General features: G+C 64.5%; 15 protein-coding genes, 1 tRNA gene and 1 pseudogene. 10 read left to right on the top strand and 7 right to left on the bottom strand.

The window, feature by feature from the left end:
* Positions 1-94: 94 nt before the first annotated feature.
* Positions 95-1381, top strand: a complete 1287-nt coding sequence (locus ABIC09_RS18815; protein WP_148753199.1) for a heme-binding protein — start codon at positions 95-97, stop codon at positions 1379-1381.
* 21 nt (positions 1382-1402) lie between these two features.
* On the opposite strand, the gene ABIC09_RS18810 is transcribed toward ABIC09_RS18815, so the two are convergent.
* The 3 genes from ABIC09_RS18810 to cpdR all read right to left on the bottom strand — a co-directional run bounded on the left by ABIC09_RS18810 (position 1403) and on the right by cpdR (position 2316).
* Complete coding sequence (locus tag ABIC09_RS18810; RefSeq protein WP_148753198.1) at positions 1403-1618, bottom strand: hypervirulence associated TUDOR domain-containing protein; 216 nt, start codon at positions 1616-1618, stop codon at positions 1403-1405.
* Positions 1619-1806: 188 nt separating this feature from the next.
* A tRNA-Val gene (locus tag ABIC09_RS18805) sits at positions 1807-1881 on the bottom strand.
* A 75-nt stretch (positions 1882-1956) separates the two neighbouring features.
* Positions 1957-2316: a cell cycle two-component system response regulator CpdR gene (gene cpdR / locus ABIC09_RS18800; protein ID WP_007597092.1), complete on the bottom strand. Its 360-nt coding sequence runs from the start codon at positions 2314-2316 to the stop codon at positions 1957-1959.
* 337 nt (positions 2317-2653) lie between these two features.
* On the opposite strand from cpdR, the gene ABIC09_RS18795 reads away from it, so the two are divergent.
* From ABIC09_RS18795 to ABIC09_RS18785, 3 genes are all read left to right on the top strand, one after another.
* Entirely contained in the window at positions 2654-3544 is an 891-nt protein-coding gene (locus ABIC09_RS18795; RefSeq protein WP_354110172.1) for an N-formylglutamate amidohydrolase, read from the top strand.
* Positions 3545-4069: 525 nt separating this feature from the next.
* Positions 4070-4852 carry a histidinol-phosphatase gene (hisN, locus tag ABIC09_RS18790; protein ID WP_354032871.1) on the top strand — a complete coding sequence of 261 codons (783 nt, stop codon included), beginning with the start codon at positions 4070-4072 and terminating at the stop codon, positions 4850-4852.
* 22 nt (positions 4853-4874) lie between these two features.
* Positions 4875-5864 carry a Bug family tripartite tricarboxylate transporter substrate binding protein gene (locus ABIC09_RS18785; protein WP_354110171.1) on the top strand — a complete coding sequence of 330 codons (990 nt, stop codon included), beginning with the start codon at positions 4875-4877 and terminating at the stop codon, positions 5862-5864.
* An 81-nt stretch (positions 5865-5945) separates the two neighbouring features.
* Here the strand turns inward: ABIC09_RS18785 and ABIC09_RS18780 are convergent, their stop codons facing one another.
* Complete coding sequence (locus tag ABIC09_RS18780; RefSeq protein WP_148751794.1) at positions 5946-6836, bottom strand: LysR substrate-binding domain-containing protein; 891 nt, start codon at positions 6834-6836, stop codon at positions 5946-5948.
* 96 nt (positions 6837-6932) lie between these two features.
* On the opposite strand from ABIC09_RS18780, the gene ABIC09_RS18775 reads away from it, so the two are divergent.
* The gene (locus tag ABIC09_RS18775; RefSeq protein WP_354110170.1) at positions 6933-7685 is read left to right on the top strand and encodes a sulfite exporter TauE/SafE family protein; all 753 of its coding nucleotides are present in this window, start codon (positions 6933-6935) and stop codon (positions 7683-7685) included.
* Positions 7686-7714: 29 nt separating this feature from the next.
* On the opposite strand, the gene ABIC09_RS18770 is transcribed toward ABIC09_RS18775, so the two are convergent.
* The gene (locus ABIC09_RS18770) at positions 7715-8347 is read right to left on the bottom strand and encodes a LysE family translocator (protein ID WP_354110169.1); all 633 of its coding nucleotides are present in this window, start codon (positions 8345-8347) and stop codon (positions 7715-7717) included.
* Between the two features lie 225 nt (positions 8348-8572).
* Here ABIC09_RS18770 and ABIC09_RS18765 point away from each other — a divergent pair, with 225 nt between their 5' ends.
* Positions 8573-10369 carry an adenylate/guanylate cyclase domain-containing protein gene (locus tag ABIC09_RS18765; RefSeq protein WP_354110168.1) on the top strand — a complete coding sequence of 599 codons (1797 nt, stop codon included), beginning with the start codon at positions 8573-8575 and terminating at the stop codon, positions 10367-10369.
* Positions 10370-10545: 176 nt separating this feature from the next.
* Complete coding sequence (locus ABIC09_RS18760; RefSeq protein WP_354110167.1) at positions 10546-13353, top strand: di-heme-cytochrome C peroxidase; 2808 nt, start codon at positions 10546-10548, stop codon at positions 13351-13353.
* A gap of 143 nt (positions 13354-13496) precedes the next feature.
* On the opposite strand, the gene ABIC09_RS18755 is transcribed toward ABIC09_RS18760, so the two are convergent.
* Complete coding sequence (locus ABIC09_RS18755) at positions 13497-14444, bottom strand: alpha/beta fold hydrolase (protein ID WP_354110166.1); 948 nt, start codon at positions 14442-14444, stop codon at positions 13497-13499.
* A gap of 222 nt (positions 14445-14666) precedes the next feature.
* Here ABIC09_RS18755 and ABIC09_RS18750 point away from each other — a divergent pair, with 222 nt between their 5' ends.
* Together ABIC09_RS18750 and ABIC09_RS18745 are read left to right on the top strand one after the other, a co-directional pair.
* A complete protein-coding gene (locus ABIC09_RS18750; protein WP_354110165.1) occupies positions 14667-15128 on the top strand; it encodes an Hsp20 family protein in 462 nt (153 codons plus the stop codon).
* Between the two features lie 147 nt (positions 15129-15275).
* Positions 15276-16046 carry an alpha/beta fold hydrolase gene (locus tag ABIC09_RS18745; protein ID WP_354110164.1) on the top strand — a complete coding sequence of 257 codons (771 nt, stop codon included), beginning with the start codon at positions 15276-15278 and terminating at the stop codon, positions 16044-16046.
* Positions 16047-16143: 97 nt separating this feature from the next.
* Here the strand turns inward: ABIC09_RS18745 and ABIC09_RS18740 are convergent, their stop codons facing one another.
* Complete coding sequence (locus ABIC09_RS18740; RefSeq protein ID WP_354110163.1) at positions 16144-16896, bottom strand: hypothetical protein; 753 nt, start codon at positions 16894-16896, stop codon at positions 16144-16146.
* A 489-nt stretch (positions 16897-17385) separates the two neighbouring features.
* Here ABIC09_RS18740 and ABIC09_RS18735 point away from each other — a divergent pair.
* A pseudogene (locus tag ABIC09_RS18735) lies at positions 17386-18422 on the top strand (glutamate synthase subunit alpha); the annotation flags it as partial.

Below are 18422 nucleotides of genomic sequence, written 5' to 3'. Positions count from 1 at the left end.
CCTGACACGGAGAGGCCATCGATCAGCCCGGAACGCCGGCCCGGGAGTGCACCGGCAGCGACGGTCTCGCCTGCAGCCATCGAAAGGAACGCCCATGGACGAACCCAAGCCGCTTACCAGCGCCTTCAACAGAACCGCAAACTTCTCCATCCACCAGGTCGACACCGTGTTCAGGGCTGCCGCACATGCTGCTGCCGTCCCCGCTGCCGTGCCGGTCACCGTGCCCCCGACGCTCGGGCCGCTGTCGGCCTTCACCGGCACGTTCACTGGACAGGGCTTCAACACGATCTTCCGGCCCGACAGCGCGACGACGCCGACCCAGATGCCGGGGCCGATCAACACCACCGACCCGCCCGACAATGTTCTGGAGTTGAACCTCACCGACGAGACGCTGTCGTTCTCGAACAGTCTTGGCTCGATTCCCAATCGCGGCTCGGGGCCGCAGGCGGATGCCTTCCTGGACGGCGTGCCCTATCTGCAGACCATCAACGACGTGACCACGGGGACGCCCGTCGGCATTCACTTCGAGCCCGGCATCTGGCTCGCGGTGCCGTCCAGCACCAATCCGCACGAACCGTTCACCGTGGCGCGCATGGCCTCGATCCCGCACGGCACGACGATCACGGCGCAAGGCACCGCGCTGCCGGCCGTCGCCGGCAAGCCGACCATCGCGGCGGTCGACATCACGCCGTTCTTCGGCGGCAATCCGGCCAACAAGTTCACGTTCCAGAATCAGACCGCGGCCAACAAGACAACGCGAAGGCTGCCGCAGGATCTCACCACGCTGATCGCCTCCGGCAAGCTCACCCAGGCCATGATCACCGATCCGAACACGGTGCTGCGCAACCAGATCGCGCATCAGACCATCAGCCAGACCATCATCATCGAGACCTCGACCAGGCCCGGCACGCCGCTGTCAGGCGGTCCGTTGCCGGCCGTCGCTTCGGCCGGACCGCATCCGCAGGCGCCGAACTTCGCCGGTGGTACCGCGAACATCGCATTCCTGCTGGGCGTGCCGGTGCCGCCGCCGGGCGGCAATGGTGCCAACGCCAATGCATTGCAGATGGATGCCGTGTTCTGGATCGAGACGGTCATCTACGACATCGACGTGCCGCGCATCGCGTCGGGCGAGCCGCCGATCATCCTCCAGCCGCTGCAGAAGGGCACGGTGCCGCTGGTGCCGAGCTTCGTCGCCACGCTCCCGTTCGTACCGAACAAGGCTTTTGCCGGCGGCCGCGTCCGGGTGGCAACGACGCAGATCCAGTATTCGCAGAAGGTGATGCTGGATTTCAACGGCCTGACCTGGCCACACGTCTCCGTCGCCTCGCTGGTGCCGGCAGCCCCGGTGCCGATCCCGGAGCATCTGTTGCCGCTGACGTGAGTGGCGCGCGGCTGTGTGAGATCAGGAGCGCAGCAGCCGCAGTGCCCGGCCCTTATGCAGAGCGACGTGATCGGTCTTGTCGCTCTTGATCTCGTATTGCGGATCGTCCGCCGTCGCGTGGTGGACGTATCCTTTGTAGTCGACGTCCTTGACGTGCACGCGCAGGATATGGCCGCTCACGCGGCCGGCCTCGGAATTCCAGCTGACGTGATCGCCGCGCTTGAACATCTTGGGCATAGCGAACCAATGCCGAGCGGCATCCGGACGTTCCAGGCTCAAGTTGAGCCCTACACGCTTCGCCGAGATGGATTTGACTGCCGCGAGAGAATATCGTGGCTTACTGAAGCCGTAGCTCGCGGCGGTAGCCCGCCTGCGCCCTTTGGGCTTCGGCGCGGCATCCGTCTCTCGCTGTCGCGAGCGAAGGATGGTGGGCACGACAGGGATCGAACCTGTGACCCCTACCATGTCAAGGTAGTGCTCTCCCGCTGAGCTACGTGCCCTAATAGTCCACTTGCGTCGGGTGGGGTCCCTATAACGGCTCGGGGGAGCCGGTGCAAGGACGGAAGGGGGCCAATTTAGGCCGCCAGCATCTTGTTCACTTCGCTCACCAATTCGCGCAGGTGAACGGGTTTCGACAGCACCTTGGCGTTCTTGGGGGCGTCCGAATCCGAGTTCAGGGCGACCGCGGCGAAGCCGGTGATGAACATGATCTTGATGTCGGGGTCGAGTTCCGAGGCCCGGCGGGCGAGCTCGATGCCGTCCATCTCCGGCATCACGATGTCGGTCAGGAGCATCTCGAACGGCTCTTCCCGCAACCGCTGATAGGCGGCCATGCCGTTGTCATGGGACGAGACCTGGAAACCGGCGTTTTCCAGCGCCTTGACCAGGAAACGGCGCATGTCGTTGTCGTCTTCGGCGAGCAGGATTTTTGGCATGGCAGGAACGTCGAATCCCCAAAGGATATGCAGAGGTCACTAAGCCCGACAGAGGGTAAATTTCGGGTGAAAATCTTTACCATGGGCCCGACCGGTGCGGCCCCTTGTGAACCCGAATGCGGCATGAATCAATCGAGACGCGTCTGCACATCCCCGTCTCCCTGCCCGCACGGTTAAGACATGTTCCAGCGCCGATCGCATCTTTTCGCTTGGCAGAATGGTTGCGATTCCGGACAATGACGACACATAAGAGCCGCTCGATCGGCCGAATCACTCGATCTGGGGCTTGCTGGATTTTGGCCGGATCTTGCGGCGTGAAGGGACGAAGCCTGAGAAGATGACCCGGTTTGACGGCGCGGTGTCGCCAGCGTTCGAGATCGTGGAGCCCGCCGAGTGGCGCGCGCCTGTTATCTTCAACTCGCCCCATTCCGGCTCGACCTATCCGGACGAATTCCTCGCAGCGGCGCGGATCGACGTGCCGCAGCTTCGGCGGTCCGAAGATTCCTTCATGGACGAGTTGATCGGCCATCTGAGCGATCACGGCTTTCCGACCGTGCGGGTGAACTTTCCCCGCTCCTATGTCGACGTCAATCGCGAGCCTTATGAGCTCGATCCCCGCATGTTCACCGGCCGGCTGCCGAGCTTTGCGAACACGCGCTCGATGCGGGTCGCGGGCGGGTTGGGCACCATTCCGCGCGTGGTCGGCGACGGCCAGGAGATCTATCGCGAGCGCATCCTGGTCGACGACGCGCTGGCGCGGATCGAGACGCTGTACAAGCCCTATCATCGCGCGCTGCGCCGGCTGATCAACAAGGTGCACCAGATGTTCGGCACCGTGGTGCTGGTCGACTGCCACTCGATGCCGTCGGTCGGCGTCTCTCGAGACGAGCCGCGCCGCCCCGATGTCGTGATCGGCGACCGCTACGGCACCAGCTGCGCACCGCTGCTGCCCGACCGCGTCGAGGAGACCATGACCGGGCTCGGGTATTCGATCGGCCGCAACAAGCCCTATGCCGGCGGCTTCATCACCGAGCATTACGGCAACCCGGCGAGCGGCCTGCACGCGGTGCAGCTCGAGCTCAATCGCGCCATCTACATGGACGAGCGACGCCGCGAGCGCGGCCCGCGCTTTGCGCAGGTGGCGCGCGACTTTGGCGTGCTCGCCGATGTGCTGGCGACCACGATTCCGTTCGGCGATCTCGGCCCGTTCCAGGCCGCGGCGGAATAGACGCGACTCTTTCCCGAAAGATCGGCCTCTTCCGCGAGAGGCGCGAATGCGTTTTCGCTTCGCAAGCTACGCGCGCTCAACTGAAAACAGAGGCCAAAGAAAAAAGGGCCGCTTCTGATGAAGAAGCGGCCCAAGTCTAGGGAGGAAACGCCCAAGGAGGGCAGCGGTAACGCGAGAAGCGCTACCGCACCGCAACAATATGCGGCCGCGTCGCACAAAGTGCAAGGGCTTTTGAGCCGTTTCCCATGCAAAAACACATAGCTCATTTGCTTCCAGCGAAATCCAGATTCAGTTTCTTTGATAAGGAATTTCAATGGGTTGATAGTCATTTGCATGCGAACGAGGCATACAAGGAACTAAGTTCTCAACACTGTGATCGATATTTGGCCAGCATATGGCTCGCCTGGGGCAGGCGGCCTCCGCATCCAAAATACCAGGGTGCAAATCAAGACAGCGCTGCACGCGAGAAGCGAATTGAGCTAGGCAGATGAAAGCTTCACCCGAGTTTCGTTTTGAGGATGCGCCGTGACGGTGATCGACTTCTCAGCCTTCATCGGGCGGCTTGCCACCGCCTCCGGCGAAACCATCCTGCCGTTCTTCCGGACCTCGCTGTCGATCGACGACAAGAGCAAGACCAAGGATTTCGATCCGGTGACGGAAGCCGACCGCGCGGCGGAAGCGGTGATGCGGCGGCTGATCAAGGCCAGCTTCCCCCAGCACGGCATCGTCGGCGAGGAATTCGGCAATGAGCGCGACGACGCCGACTATGTCTGGGTGCTCGACCCCATCGACGGCACAAAGTCCTTCATCGGCGGCTTTCCGATCTGGGGCACGCTGATCGCGCTGCTTCACAAGGGCACGCCGGTCTACGGCATGATGCACCAGCCCTTCATCGGCGAGCGCTTTTCCGGCGACAACGGCTCGGCCAACTATAAAGGCCCGTCCGGCGAGCGCCGGCTCCAGGTCCGCCGCTGCGCCTCGCTGTCGGAGGCGACGACCTACACCACCAGCCCGCTGCTGATGAACGAGCGCGACCGCGCCATTTTCGGCCGGATCGAGCAGGGCGCGCGGCTGTCACGCTATGGCGGCGATTGCTATTCCTATTGCATGCTGGCGGCCGGCCATGTCGATCTCGTGGTCGAGACCGAACTGAAGCCTTATGATATCGCAGCCCTGATCCCGATCGTGACCGGCGCCGGCGGCGTCGTCACCACCTGGGAAGGCAAGCCGGCCCAGGGCGGCGGCCGCATCGTCGCGGCCGGCGACGCCAGGGTTCACGAAGAAGCACTGAAACTGCTCAACCCATAACAAGCGCTCGCGGGAGGCTTGCATGACCATCTCACGCAGGCTTCTCGCTAAATTGTTCTTTAGATTGTTTTTGGGATTGTTTCTGCTGCTGCCGTCAGTGGCGGCGGCGCAGATCTTTCCGGCAAAACCGATCAAGCTGATCGTGCCGTTTCCGGCCGGCGGCCCCAACGACATCATCGCCCGCGTGGTCGGCCAGCGCATGTCGGAACTGGCGGGCCAGCCGGTGCTGATCGACAATCGCGGCGGCCAGGGCGGCGTGCTCGGCACTGATGCGGTCGCCAAGAGCGCGCCCGACGGCTACACCATCGCCATCTCCTCTGCCGGCGCACTTGCGATCAGCCCGAGCATGGAGAAGGTCGCCTACGACACGCTCAATGACCTGACTCCAGTGACGCTGGTTGCGACCGTGCCGGAAATGCTGGTCGTGGCGGCCAATTTGCCCGCCAAGGACATCGGCGAATTGATTGCGCTTGCGAAAGCGCAGCCCGGAAAGCTCAACTTCGCATCCTCCGGCCCCGGCAGCTTGCCGCATCTCGCCGGCGAGCTGTTCAAGCTGACAGCCAGCATCGACATCGTGCACGTGCCTTATCGTGGTGCCGCGCCCGCGGTGAACGATCTCCTGGGCCAGCAGGTGCAAATGACGTTCCTCGACCTCCCGGTGCTGTTGCCGCAGGTCAAGGCCGGCGCGCTGAAGCCGATCGCGATCGGCTCGGCGGAACGCGCCCCGACCGCGCCCGACGTGCCGACCACGCAGGAAGCAGGCTTTCCGGATCTGCGCATCGAGAACTGGTACGGCATGGTCGCGCCCAAGGGCACGCCGAAGGAGATCGTCACCGCGCTGCATGACCTCGCGACCAAGGCGATGGCGGATCCCGCGGTGAAGGAGAAGCTCGCCGCGCAAGGCGCGACGCTGATCGGCGACGAGCCGGAGCATTTTCGCGCATTCATTGCGGACGAGACCGCGAAATGGGCGAAGGTGATCAAGGACGCCGGCGTGGAGACGGCGAAGTAACCGGTTTACACCTCTCCCGCTTGCGCCCCGCAAACGGGAGAGGGAGCCGATCGCCCGCATGGAAGTACGTCGCATTCACCCTCACACCGCAGCTGCGCGCAGATGCTCTACCAGCATCTTGGCCGGCCGCGGCAGCGCCTTGAAGCTCCGCGCGCAGATCACGAGCTTGCGGTTGGCCCAGGCGTCGCGCAGGCGGACCATGGCGAGTGGCATCAGCTTGGCGCAGCGGCGGGCGGCGGCTTCGGGCACCAGCGCGACGCCGACATCGGCTGAGACCAGCTGGCAGATCGCATCGAAGTCGCGCAGCCGCGCCCGGAAATGCGGGCGCATGCCGAGCCGGGCGGCATGCTTTGAAATATGCATCTGAAGCGCGGTGGCGCTGGTCAGGCCGACGAACTCGCAGGCGTTGGCCTCCTGGAAATCGATCTGGCGGCGGCCGGCGAACGGGCCGCGCTTCGATGTCACCAGCGTCAGGCGGTCCTCGCTGAACACGAAGCGCTCGATATGATCAGGCAGCGCGTGCTCGGCGGCGAAACCGAGATCGGCGGCGCCGGCGGTGATCGCGGCTGCGATGTCGGTGCTCTCGCGCTCCTCGATGTCGATGGCGACGTCGGGATGCTCGCGCAGGAAGCCGGCCAGCGCCTTCGGCAGATGCTCCGACAGGCCCGACGTGTTGGCAAGGAAGTGCACGCTGGCGCGCACGCCGCTGGCAAAGCCCGCGAGGTCGCCGCGCATGGCGTCGATCTGGTGGATCACGAGCCGCGCATGGTCGAGCAGGCTCTCGCCGGCCGCGGTCAGTTCGACACCGCGGCGCCCGCGCTTGAGCAGCGCGACGCCAAGCGCGTCCTCGAGCCCCTTGATCCGCGCGCTGGCGGAGGCCAGCGCCAGATGCGAGCGCTCCGCGCCGCGGGTGATGCTGCGCTGGTCGGCGACCGCAATGAAGAGCTGGAGATCGACAAGGTCGAAACGCATTGTTGCCTCCTCCAAACCTAGCTTTCGTCGTGGACGAAGGCTGTCTCCGTAACCTCCAGATTGTGCGTGGGCGCGGCTTCGGTCAATGTGCAGGTCATGATTGACCCGCTTCTCATTCTCATCGCCGCCGTCTTTCTTGTCGCCGGATTCGTCAAGGGCGTCGTCGGGCTCGGCCTGCCGACGGTCTCCATGGGCCTGCTCGCGGTGAACATGGCGCCCAGCCGCGCGATCGCCATCGTGATCGTGCCCGCCATTGTCACCAACATCTGGCAAACCTTTGTCGGCCCCCATCTGCGCGACATCCTGAGGCGGTTGTGGCCGCTGATGATCGGCACCGTGATCGGCTGCTGGCTCAACGCCGGCGCGCTGACCGGACCCTACGCGCGCTACGGCACGGTTGTGCTCGGCATCCTGCTGGTGATCTACGCCATCATCGGCCTCAGCACATTCAAGTTCCACGTCGCACCGCAGAACGAGAAATGGGTCGGCGGCGTGGTCGGCGTGATCACCGGCGTGATCTCGGCCTCAACCGGCGTGCAGGTGATCCCCTCGATGCCGTTCATGCAGGCGATCGGCATGGAGAAGGACGAGCTGGTGCAGGCGCTCGGCGTGTTCTTCACCACCGCAACGCTGGCACTCGCCTTCAACCTGACCGCCGGCGGCCTGCTGACCCCGGCCAATGCCGTGCCGGGCGCCGTCGCCATGGCCATGGCGTTTGGCGGCATGTTCATCGGCCAGTCGGTGCGGGCGCGGATGCCGGCGGAAGCGTTCCGCCGCTGGTTCCTGGTCGCGATGATCTTGCTCGGTGTCTATTTGGCCGGCAGCGCGCTGCTGAAGGAATTCGCCTGACGCGAGATCCACTCATCCGTTCGGATGAGCTACCGCGTCTCCAGCATCGCGACGCGGATGCCGAGATAGATGAAAAGGCCGCCGAGGGTCCGGTTGACCCAGGCGATCACGCCCTCGGACTGCCGCAACCGGCGGGCCGCCTTGGCCGCGAACGCCGCCAGCACCAGGCACCACAGCGTCCCCGTGCAGATGAAGATCAGGCCTAGCGTCAGGAAGGCGAGCGGCTTGTGCACGGAATCGGCTGCGACGAATTGAGGCAGGAAGGCCAGGAAGAACAGCGCGACCTTGGGATTGAGCGCGTTGGTGAGGACGCCCTGGAGGAAAACCCGCCGCAGCGAGCTCCGCTCGGCCTCGTCCTTGACCGCCACCAGCGCCGGGCGCGACCACAGCATTAAAAGGCCGGTCAGGACGAGATAGGCCGCGCCGACCAGCTTCAGGATCGAGAACGCGGTGGATGAGGCCATCAAAAGCGCCGAAAGGCCGATCGCAGCGCCCGCGACATGGAAAAGGCAGCCGCAACTGATGCCGAAGGCCGCCGCTGCCCCGCCACGCCAGCCCATCTGCATGCTGCGGCCGATCACATAGACCGAATCCGGCCCCGGCATGACGTTGAGCAGCACACCCGACAGGACGAAGAGCCAGATTTCATGAATGCCCAGCATGTGAGAGGCTCCGCCGCCCGGTCGGGCGGTCCCAGGGGATTGGCCTTAATCGGTCCGCACCCCGCCGTCCACCGCCGGAATTGCGTGGGATTTGCATCGAATTTGCAATGCGGATCATACTTTCGCTCGGCCTCATCTGCTCTATAAAGGCAGGGTTTTGAAAATGCGGGATTCGAGGCGACTGCCACGCGGTGGCTGTCCCCTCTCCCTTGGAGCTCCGAGGATATGGAAAGACGTCTGGCCGCCATCGTCTGCGCCGATGTCGCCGGCTATTCGCGGATGATGGGCACTGACGAGGCCGGCACCCATGCCGCCTTCAAGGCCCATCGCAGCGCGATCCATCCGATCATCCTCAATCACGGCGGCCGCGTCGTCAAGAACACCGGCGACGGCTTCCTGCTGGAATTCCCCTCCATCGTCGGCGCCGCCGAGGCCGCGATCGCGATGCAGCTGCTGATGGCGGAGCGCAATCACCATCTGCCTGCCGAACGCACCATGCAGTTCCGGCTCGGCATCCATATGGGTGACGTCATCGCCGACGAGGACGAGGTGTTCGGTGACGATGTCAACATCGCCGTCCGGCTGGAATCGGTGGCGAGCCCCGGCGGGTTCGCGATCTCGGCCAAGGCCTACCGCGAGGCGAGCAAGCATCTCACCGTGCCGCTGGTCGACGGCGGCAACCACCGCTTCAAGAACATCAAGGATCCGGTCGGGGTCTGGACCTGGACGCCCGACGGCGCGACTGCGCTTGCGCCGGAGCTGAAGGAAGGGTCCGCACTCTCGCAGCAATACCGCACTGCCATCGTCGGCGTGCTGCCCTTCGCCAATCTCAGCGACGCCCAGGACGAATATTTCTCCGACGGCCTGACCGAGGACCTGATCCACGCGTTGTCGCTGCAATCGTTCTACCGCGTGCTGAGCCGCAACTCGACCTTCGCCTTCAAGGGCAAGAATGTCGGCACCCGCGTGATCGCGCGCGAGATCGACGCCACCTATCTGATCCAGGGCTCGGTGCGGCGCGCCGGCGCCAAGATCCGCGTCACCGCCGAGCTGATCGCGCCGGAGACCGGCGAGCAGCTCTGGACCGGCCGTTACGACCGCGACATCGGCGATCTCTTTGCGATGCAGGACGAGATCACGACCAATCTGTCCGCCGCCATCGCCACCGAGATCGTCCGCGCCGAGGCCTCCGCGCCCGCGCGCCCGACCAATGACATCACCGCCTGGGACCGCTTCCTGAAGGGCCTGTCGCATTATTACCGGCAGACCAAGGAGGATCTGAGCACGGCCGTCGACCTGTTCCGGGAAGCGATCGCGCTCGATCCCAAGCTGTCGATCGCGCATGCCTATCTGGCGACGATCCAGATCCAGAGCATCCAGTTCGGCTGGGTCAAGGGCACGCGCGAGATGTGGGCCGAGGCGATGAGGCTTGCCGAAACCAGCGTCCGGCTCGACCCGCGCTCATCGTTCGCGTTCTCCGTCCTGTCCTGGGCGCACGCATTGGAAGGCCATGACGAGGCGGCGATGGACGCCGCCAAGCGCGCGGTCGCCCTCAACCCCTACGACATGGGCGCGCGCGGCGTGCTCGGCATCTGCCACTTCGTCGTCGGCGAGCACCGGCAAGCGATTGAGCTGTTCTCGATGGCCGCCCAGCGCGACAACAGCGACCCGCGCTATCAATGGGCGGCGCTGAATGCCTTCAGCCACTATCTCGTTGGCCAGTATGACGCGACCCTGTCGTGGGCCCGCGAGCAGCTCTACGTCAATCCGAACCACATGCAGGCGCTCGCGATCCGCGCCGCGGCGCTGGCGCAGCTGGGACGGACCGGCGAGGCGATCGAGGCGACAGGCATGCTGATGGGCAACTACCCGACCCTGAATGTCGACCGCCATTTGCGGAATTTTCACTGGAAGCGGGCCGAGGACATCGCGCATTACCGCGACGGGCTCCTGAAGGCGGGCGTCCCGGCCAGCAAGCTCACCCTGGTCCAGAGCGACGTCAGACGCGCCGCCGAATCCTGAAGGCGAGCCTGCGCATGCGCTGCAATCTCACCTCCGGCTTTATTGACACGACAGTGAATTCAACCACACTTCTCCACACGCTGAAGTAGTATAGATTGCTGCCGGTTTGTTAGCACTTTCCGCGCTTGATCGGCGCGTCTGTATTTCACGATTCGCTGTTTTCAGGATTTTGGGCCATGAACGACTCCGTCTCGAAGCCCCCCATCGATCCATCGATCCAGGTCTCGCCGGACAATCCCTGCCCGTTCCTCCGGGGCCTTGTCGGCGAGGGTTTTGTCGACGGCGGCGCGGTCCCGCTCCGGACGCTGTCGCAGACCATCGCAAATGCAAGCGGCGAGACTGGAGCGAAAAAGACGCTGGCCCGCATCCAAGTCCGCGGCGTTGCGCTGATCGCCAATGGCGCCTGTCACATCCTGCAAAGCATCTTCTGGGGCGCGCAGCTCAATGGCTTGCGCGGCGGCCCGCTCGACAAGCTCGGTGCCGGCTCGCGCATCCTCGGCGTCGACGGGGGCGTCAACGAGGACGAGATTGCGCGGCTCGCGAGTTTCGGCGGCACTTATGCCGATCCCAATGGCGGCACCGAGACCGGGCTCAACGCCTCGCAAATCCAGACCTTCATGAACGACAATCTCAAGCGCGCCGGCAATCAGTCGCGCTGGTATTACCCAATCCTGATGAAGTTCGAATGGCCGGTCCTGCTCAAGATCATGGGCAAGGGTCAGGGTGATGACCGCTATCTCAGCGTGGCCGAGGTGAGGACATTGTTCAACAAGCGCAAATTCCCTGACAGGATCACCCAGCGGGTCGTCAGTCAGCCGGTTACCCCGCCCTCGCTTATATTGCGCGTTGCCGGCGGACTAGCCGCCGCGCTCCTCGTCTTTGGCATCGTGGCGCTGCGCTTTCCCGATCAATTCCAGCCGATGCTTCCCAGCGTCATCGGGCAGTTCGTGGCCCCGTCGTTACCACAGCACGTCGAACCCCGGGCCGCGTACTGGCTCGAGCAAAACTGGGCGCTGGAGGACCGGCACTGGTTTCATCACGCCAGCCAAGGCACGGCGACCTTCCCGGTGCCCTATAGCTGGTTCATGGCGCTCGAGCAGCCGCGGCTTCATTTCTTCGCAAAGCCGGGGATGCTGCATGACAGCGACCATCTGCAGCGCTTCGGCTTCATCCCCAGCCCGCAGACGCTCAACACCGACGACGCCACGCTGCGCCGGTTCGGCTATGCCAACGTCTACGACAAGACGAGGCCGGTGCCGGCACGGCTTTGGGATCCGCCGGTCAACTGGGGCGCCCAGGCTGAAAACGTCGACGGCCTGCCGGTCGGCTTTGCGCGCATGACCGGCGTGCCCGATCCTGCGACCGGCCAGGTCGGCGAGGACCGGATCGGCCTGACCTGTGCCGCCTGCCACACCGGCCAGATCCACTACAAAGGCATCGACATCCGTTTCGACGGCGGCCCGGCGATGACCGACCTCAGGAAGCTGGAGGTCACGACCGGCCTGTCCATCGCCTACACGCTCCTCGTGCCGGGCCGCTTCACACGCTTCGCCGACCGTGTGCTCGGCCCCTCCGCCAGCGATGCGGACCGCGATGCGCTGAAGCAGAAGCTGAGTGCGATCGGCACGTTCCTGGTCGACTGGGAGAAGACCTACAAGAAAACCATCGACGGCAAGACGAGGTTCAACGAGAAGACGAAGCGGGAAGAGCAGCAGCAGGACACCGAGGAAGGTTACGGCCGCCTCGACGCACTCAACCGCATCGGCAATCAGGTCTTCGCCCAGGACATGACGCTGAGCGGCCTCAGCGGCTTCGAGAAGAATCTGCATGCCAAGGACGCGCCGGTCAGCTTCCCGCCGATCTGGACCGTGCCTTGGCTCAAATTCGCGCAATATGACGCTTCCATCGAACAACCGCTGATCCGCAACGCCGGCGAAGCGCTGGGCGTCACCGCGCTGCTCAACTTGTCCGACAATGCACCCAAGGACACGCTGTTCGGCTCATCGATGGACATCAAGAATCTGAACTGGATCGAGGATCTGCTGAAGGGGTCGCCGCCCTATCCGAAAAAGCAGCTCTCCGGACTGACATCACCGAAATGGCCGTCGGACATCTTTGGCAATGCCGCCTGGAAGATCGATGGCGACCGCGTCAAGAATGGCCGTAAGCTCTACGCGCAGATTTGCGCCGAATGCCATCTCGGGCCGGTCAACGATCCCGTGTTCGACACCGAATTTCCCGACCAGAGCATCTGGTCTTCGTCGCGCTGGGAGACCATCGGCAACGACAAATTCCTGAACGAGGTGCAAAAGAGCGTCAAAGGCATGGGGACCGATCCCGCTCAGGCCGGTGTGCTGGCGACGCGGACGGTTCAGGTGCCGGGCTTTCTCAAGCTCGATCCTACGCAGAAGCTCAATGCCTGGTGGAGCTGCAATCTGCCGGATATTTCTTCGACCGACATGCCTTACTCGGTCGGCTTGATGGTGCTCGTCGACATCGTCAGCCGCAAAGCGATGGACGATGCGAAGATCGACCCGAAGGCTCAGCAGATCTGGTGGGGTGCGCGCCAGAATTGCCCGAATCCCGGTCCGCAGCCGCCCGACAAGAAGGAGCCGCCGCCCTGGTATCGCGCGCGCCCGCTCAACGGCGTCTGGGCCACCGCGCCTTACCTGCACAACGGATCGGTACCCTCGCTCTACTGGATGCTGAGCCCCGCGGCCGAGCGCCCCCAATCGTTCTGCATGGGTGGCGGTCGCGACTACGATCCGAAGCAGGTCGGCTTCGCAGTCGTCGATGGCGAGAGCTGCAAGACCGGGCAGTCGCGCTTCTCGACGCGAGCGTCTGATGGCACCGAGATGTTCGGCAACAGCAATGCCGGCCACTCGTTCGATGGCACGCCGGGCCCGGGCAAGGACGGCACCATCGGCCGCGTGCTGAAAGAGCAAGAGCGCTACGATTTGATCGAGTATCTGAAGACGCTGTAGTCAAAGCCCTCGCCGTCATGGCCGGGCTTGTCCCGGCCATCCACGATCTTTACCGCGGCACTGAGAACGTGGATGCCCGGGACAAGCCCGGGCATGACGGAGATTGCGGAACGCTCAGTGGCTCTGGATGCTCCGGGTCTTCATCACTTGAACAGCGGCGTGCCCGGCACGAACGCATCAAATGCGGCCCAGAACTGGGAGCGGTAGCGGTCCTGCTCCTGCAGGATCTCGTGCTTCGAGCCGACGATCACGAGATGGGAGCCGGCGCGCAAATGGTAGGCGAACTCCTCGATCGCCGCGGTCGAAACCACGCTGTCGTTGGAGGCCGCCAGCATCAGGATCGGCTGGCGGATCTCGGACGGGTAGTTCATGCCCTTGAAGACGTTCATCGCACGGAACGCGGTATCGGCCCAGGCGACCGTCGGTGACGCCAGGCCGAGCGTGGGGTCCTCCTCCAGGATCGCGGCGTTGCGCGCATAGCGCACGGGATCGCTGGTCAGGGGATTGTTGATGAAGGGCGACAGCCCGGTGAGGTGGTCGCTGCCGCCGGGAATGTACCCGCCGCCCCGCCCCAGCAACCGCATCGTCTTCAACAGCGCCCGCACTGGAAACGAGGTGGCGCGGCCCGGCAGGTCGATCATCGGCGCCGACAGCACCATGCGGTCGAACCAGCGCTTTTGCGCATGCGCCAGCCGCAACAGCACCGCGCCGCCCATGGAATGGGCCAGCGCGAAGAACGGCGGCGGGCAATCCGGCAGCACCACCTGCTGAACGAAAGTCTCGACGTCGATCTCGTAGTCGGCGAAGTTGCGCACGTAGCCCTTGCGCGGATCGCGCAGGCGGCGCGAGGAATGTCCCTGCCCGCGCCAGTCGAACATCGCCACCGCAAAGCCGCGGTCGCGCAAATCGCGCACGGTCTCGAAATATTTCTCGATCTGCTCGCTGCGCCCGGTGAAGACGCAGACGGTGCCCTTGCGGTTCGCCGGCGGCGCCCAGCGCGCAAAGCGCAGCTCGACGCCATCGGGCGTCTTGATGGTGCCGCTGACGACGTCTTCGGGAACGGGATTGGACGGGATCGAGACCAGCGTCATGATTGGGAGTGCGTGGGCGCCAAGTGCTGCAAATCAGGGGGGCGGGAGCGCCTAAAAGGCGCCATTGCCGCCCTCTTGAACGCTGTCTGGACTCACCCATATCACCTCAGTGCAGGCCGCTACCAGTGTTTCGGAACCGGAACATCAGGCTGCACACAGACTAAAGCCCGGCCCGATTGGCGGGCGGGTTACCCGAACAGTCGCTCAATGGAGGACTTGACCATGCGTACCTACGATCTCACCCCGTTCTATCGTTCCACCGTCGGCTTCGATCGCCTCTTCAACCTGCTCGACCAGACGAGCTCTGACGGCAGCCCCGGTTATCCCCCCTACAACATCGAGCGCACCGGCGAGAACACCTACCGCATCACTGTTGCGGTCTCCGGCTTCGCCAAGGATGAGCTCTCCCTCGTCGCGAAGGAAAACACGCTGACGATCAAGGGCGAGAAAGTCGCCAGCGAGAACTCGAAGTCCGAAGTGCTCTATCGCGGTATCGCCGCCCGAGCCTTCGAGCGCGCCTTCCAGCTTGCCGACTTCGTGCAGGTGAAGGACGCCTCGCTCGAGAACGGCCTGCTCCACGTCGACCTCGTGCGCGAGATTCCCGAAGCCAAGAAGCCGCGCCAGATCGCGATCAACACCGGCGCAGCAAAGGCGCAGGTGATCGAGAGCTCAGTCGCCGCCTAAGCAGCACATAACCTTCAAGGTTGCGAAAACGCCCCGGTGCCCCGGGGCGTTTTTTGCGCTGCATCACAGAGTGGTGAGGATGCGTAACGCCGCGACCTTACGCTCCGTCCTTTGGGCATCGCACCCAAAACAAGACGGAGAACGATCATGACTTTCTGGCGCAGCCTTTTCGTCGCCGCGAGCCTGCTGGCGGCCCCCATCAGCCTTGCCCATGCGCAGACCCCGCAGACGGTGAAGGCGAAGAACGTCGTGCTGGTGCATGGCGCCTGGGCCGATGGCTCGAGCTGGTCGGAGGTGATCCCGATCCTTCAGGCCGCAGGCCTCAACGTCACCGCCGTGCAGAATCCGCTGGGATCGCTCGCCGAGTCGGTCGATGCGACCAAGCGCGCGCTGGCCGAGCAGGATGGTCCGACCGTGCTGGTCGCGCATTCCTGGGGCGGCACCGTGATCAGCCAGGTCGGCACCGATCCGAAGGTCACCGGCCTCGTCTACATCGCCGCGCGCGCCCCCGATGCCAACGAGGATTTCGTCGCGTTGTCGAAGCAGTTTCCGGCGGGACCCGCGCGTGCCGGCGTCGTCGAGCGCGACGGCTACACAAAACTTTCCGAAGATGCCTTCCTGAAATATTTCGCCAACGGCGTCGCGCCGGAACGCGCCAAGGAGCTCTACGCGGTGCAGTGGCCGACGGCCGCCTCGATCTTCGCCGGCCGCACCACTGAAGCCGCCTGGCATTCGAAGCCGAGCTGGTACGCGGTGTCAAAGAACGACGGCACCATCAACCCCGATTTCGAACGCTTCCTCGCCAAGCGCATGAACGCGACCACGATCGAGCTCGATGCCGGCCACCTCTCGCTGGTGTCGCATCCGAAGGAGGTTGCGAATTTGATCCTGGAGGCGGCCGGGTATCCGCGCAGCTGAGCGGCGATCGCTGAAAATGCAAAAGGCGCCTGAGCATTTCGGGCGCCTTTTGTTTTGCTCAGCTGTCTCCGCGCTGTCGCGTCAAGCGCGCGTCGCTCTAATCCAGCCCCTGTGCCGCCGGCATCTCTTGCGTCGGCAAGATCGTTGCCGGCGGCTTCGCCTGACCAATGGTGGGTGCGGCAGCCTCGGCCGGCTTTGCCTGCACGGCGGCCGTCTGCTGCGCCTGCGATGCCTGGACCTGCTGCGCCGTCTGCTCGGCAGGCTTCACTGCCGCGACCGGTGTCTCGACCCGCTGCGGAGCCGCCTTGGGCAGCGGAACGGCGCGGCTGGCGACATGCGGGATCGGCGCCGGCGGGCGCGGCGGGCCACCGCGGACCATGGTCGGCGGCGGCAGGGCGCTTTGCGGCCGGTAAGGTGCAACCGAAGGCTCCTCATAGGCCGGCGCCATGCCATAGGCATCAGCCGCCGGCATGAAGCGGATAATCCGCCCGTCGCGGGCATCGATCACGAGCCGGCCGTCGTCGCCGCGACGGTCGATCACTGCGATGGTGTAGACGGCGCCACGCAGGCGCGGGATGCCGAGCGGCGAGAAGCCGTTTTCGCGCAACACCGCGTAAACCTCGGTGGGCGGCAGCAGCGCCGGCGCCGGGCCGCGCTCCTCATAACCATAACCATAGCCGTAGCGCGGCGGCAGCGGTGGCGCGGTGTCCGGTGGCCCGTAGGGTCCCTCGAAATCCGACACCGCGATCATGGCCCCGCCGGAAAGACCGCTCGCCGGAATCTGAGCCTGAGCAGCGGTTGCGGCTAGCGCCAGGGTGGCCGCGGCCACACATCCTGTGAAAAACTTCATGGTCGACACGCTCCTGTCAGGCCCCCGGATGGTCGCGCTCTTTCGCTTCTTGCGGCGTGGCGCGCCTTTCGAAGGGGCGATCCGAAGCTTCATTCGGGATTTCGGCGTCGGCAGGGCCGGATCAGGGCGCGTTTGCTTCAAAACCGGGGCCGCGCGCCATTCAGAAAGCGGCGATTGACGCTTTGGGAATCGGGACTTTCGCGCGCTTGTGTGATAGACAAAAATTTGGCAAGGTGATGTTTAGGACAGGAAGACTGTCTCAATTTTGCTTGCGGTTCCGGCATAGGGATTGCAACAAAAATCGGTGCTCTCGAGCGCCGCGAAGGTACCAGGCAAAGCCGTTCTCGGGGACGAAGAGCGCCTTGGCCTGAATTTAAGAAAATGCGGCTCGCAGAGGACGAGCGGTGGCCCAAAACCGGGTGCCGCGGGACGCCCAAGGTGCGCCGAAGATGGCGGTGAGGCAGCTTGCCGCATGGAGAGGACGAGGACATGAACGGGTCGCAATTCGAGCGCGCAAACATCGTGGCAGAAGAGCTGTCGGCGACGGTCGCCTCGAAAACGACCGATCCGATTCAGGAACACAATTCGCGCCCGCCGGCCGAAGGTCTCTACGATCCGAGCCTGGAGAAGGATTCCTGCGGCGTCGGCTTCATCGCCAACATCAAGGGCAAGAAGTCCCACGAGATCGTCTCGGACGCGCTCAGCATCCTCTGCAACCTCGAGCACCGCGGCGCCGTCGGCGCCGACCCGCGCGCCGGTGACGGCGCCGGCATCTTGGTCCAGATCCCGCACGCCTTCTTCAGCCGCAAGGCCAAGGAGATCGGCTTCGCGCTGCCCGCGCCCGGCGAATACGCCATCGGCGCGCTGTTCATGCCGCGCGACACCGCCTGGCGCAACGTCATCAAGAGCATCATCGCCGACCAGATCAAGGCGGAAGGCCTGACCCTGCTCGGCTGGCGCGACGTGCCGACCGACAATTCCTCGCTCGGCGTCACCGTGAAGCCGACCGAGCCCGCCTGCATGCAGGTGTTCATCGGCCGCAACGGCACCGCCAAGACCGAGGACGATTTCGAGCGCCGGCTGTATATCCTGCGCAAGTCGATCTCGCAGGCGATCTACCAGCGCCGCGACCGCGGGCTCGCAGGCTATTACCCCTGCTCGATGTCCTGCCGCACCGTGATCTACAAGGGCATGTTCCTCGCCGACCAGCTCGGCAAATACTATCCCGATTTGCACGAGAAGGATTTCGAGAGCGCGCTCGCGCTCGTTCACCAGCGCTTCTCGACCAACACCTTCCCGGCGTGGTCGCTGGCGCATCCCTACCGCATGATCGCGCATAACGGCGAGATCAACACGCTGCGCGGCAACACCAACTGGATGGCGGCGCGCCAGGCCTCGGTGAGCTCCGAGCTGTACGGCAAGGACATCAACCGGCTGTGGCCGATCTCCTACGAAGGCCAGTCGGACACCGCCTGCTTCGATAACGCGCTCGAATTCCTGGTGCAGGGCGGCTACTCGCTGCCGCA

This window comes from Bradyrhizobium sp. S3.12.5, assembly GCF_040548225.1.
GTDB classification, from domain to species: domain Bacteria; phylum Pseudomonadota; class Alphaproteobacteria; order Rhizobiales; family Xanthobacteraceae; genus Bradyrhizobium; species Bradyrhizobium cytisi.
Note: the sequence above shows the minus strand (reverse complement) of the source record. Positions and strands in the feature narration are given on the sequence as shown.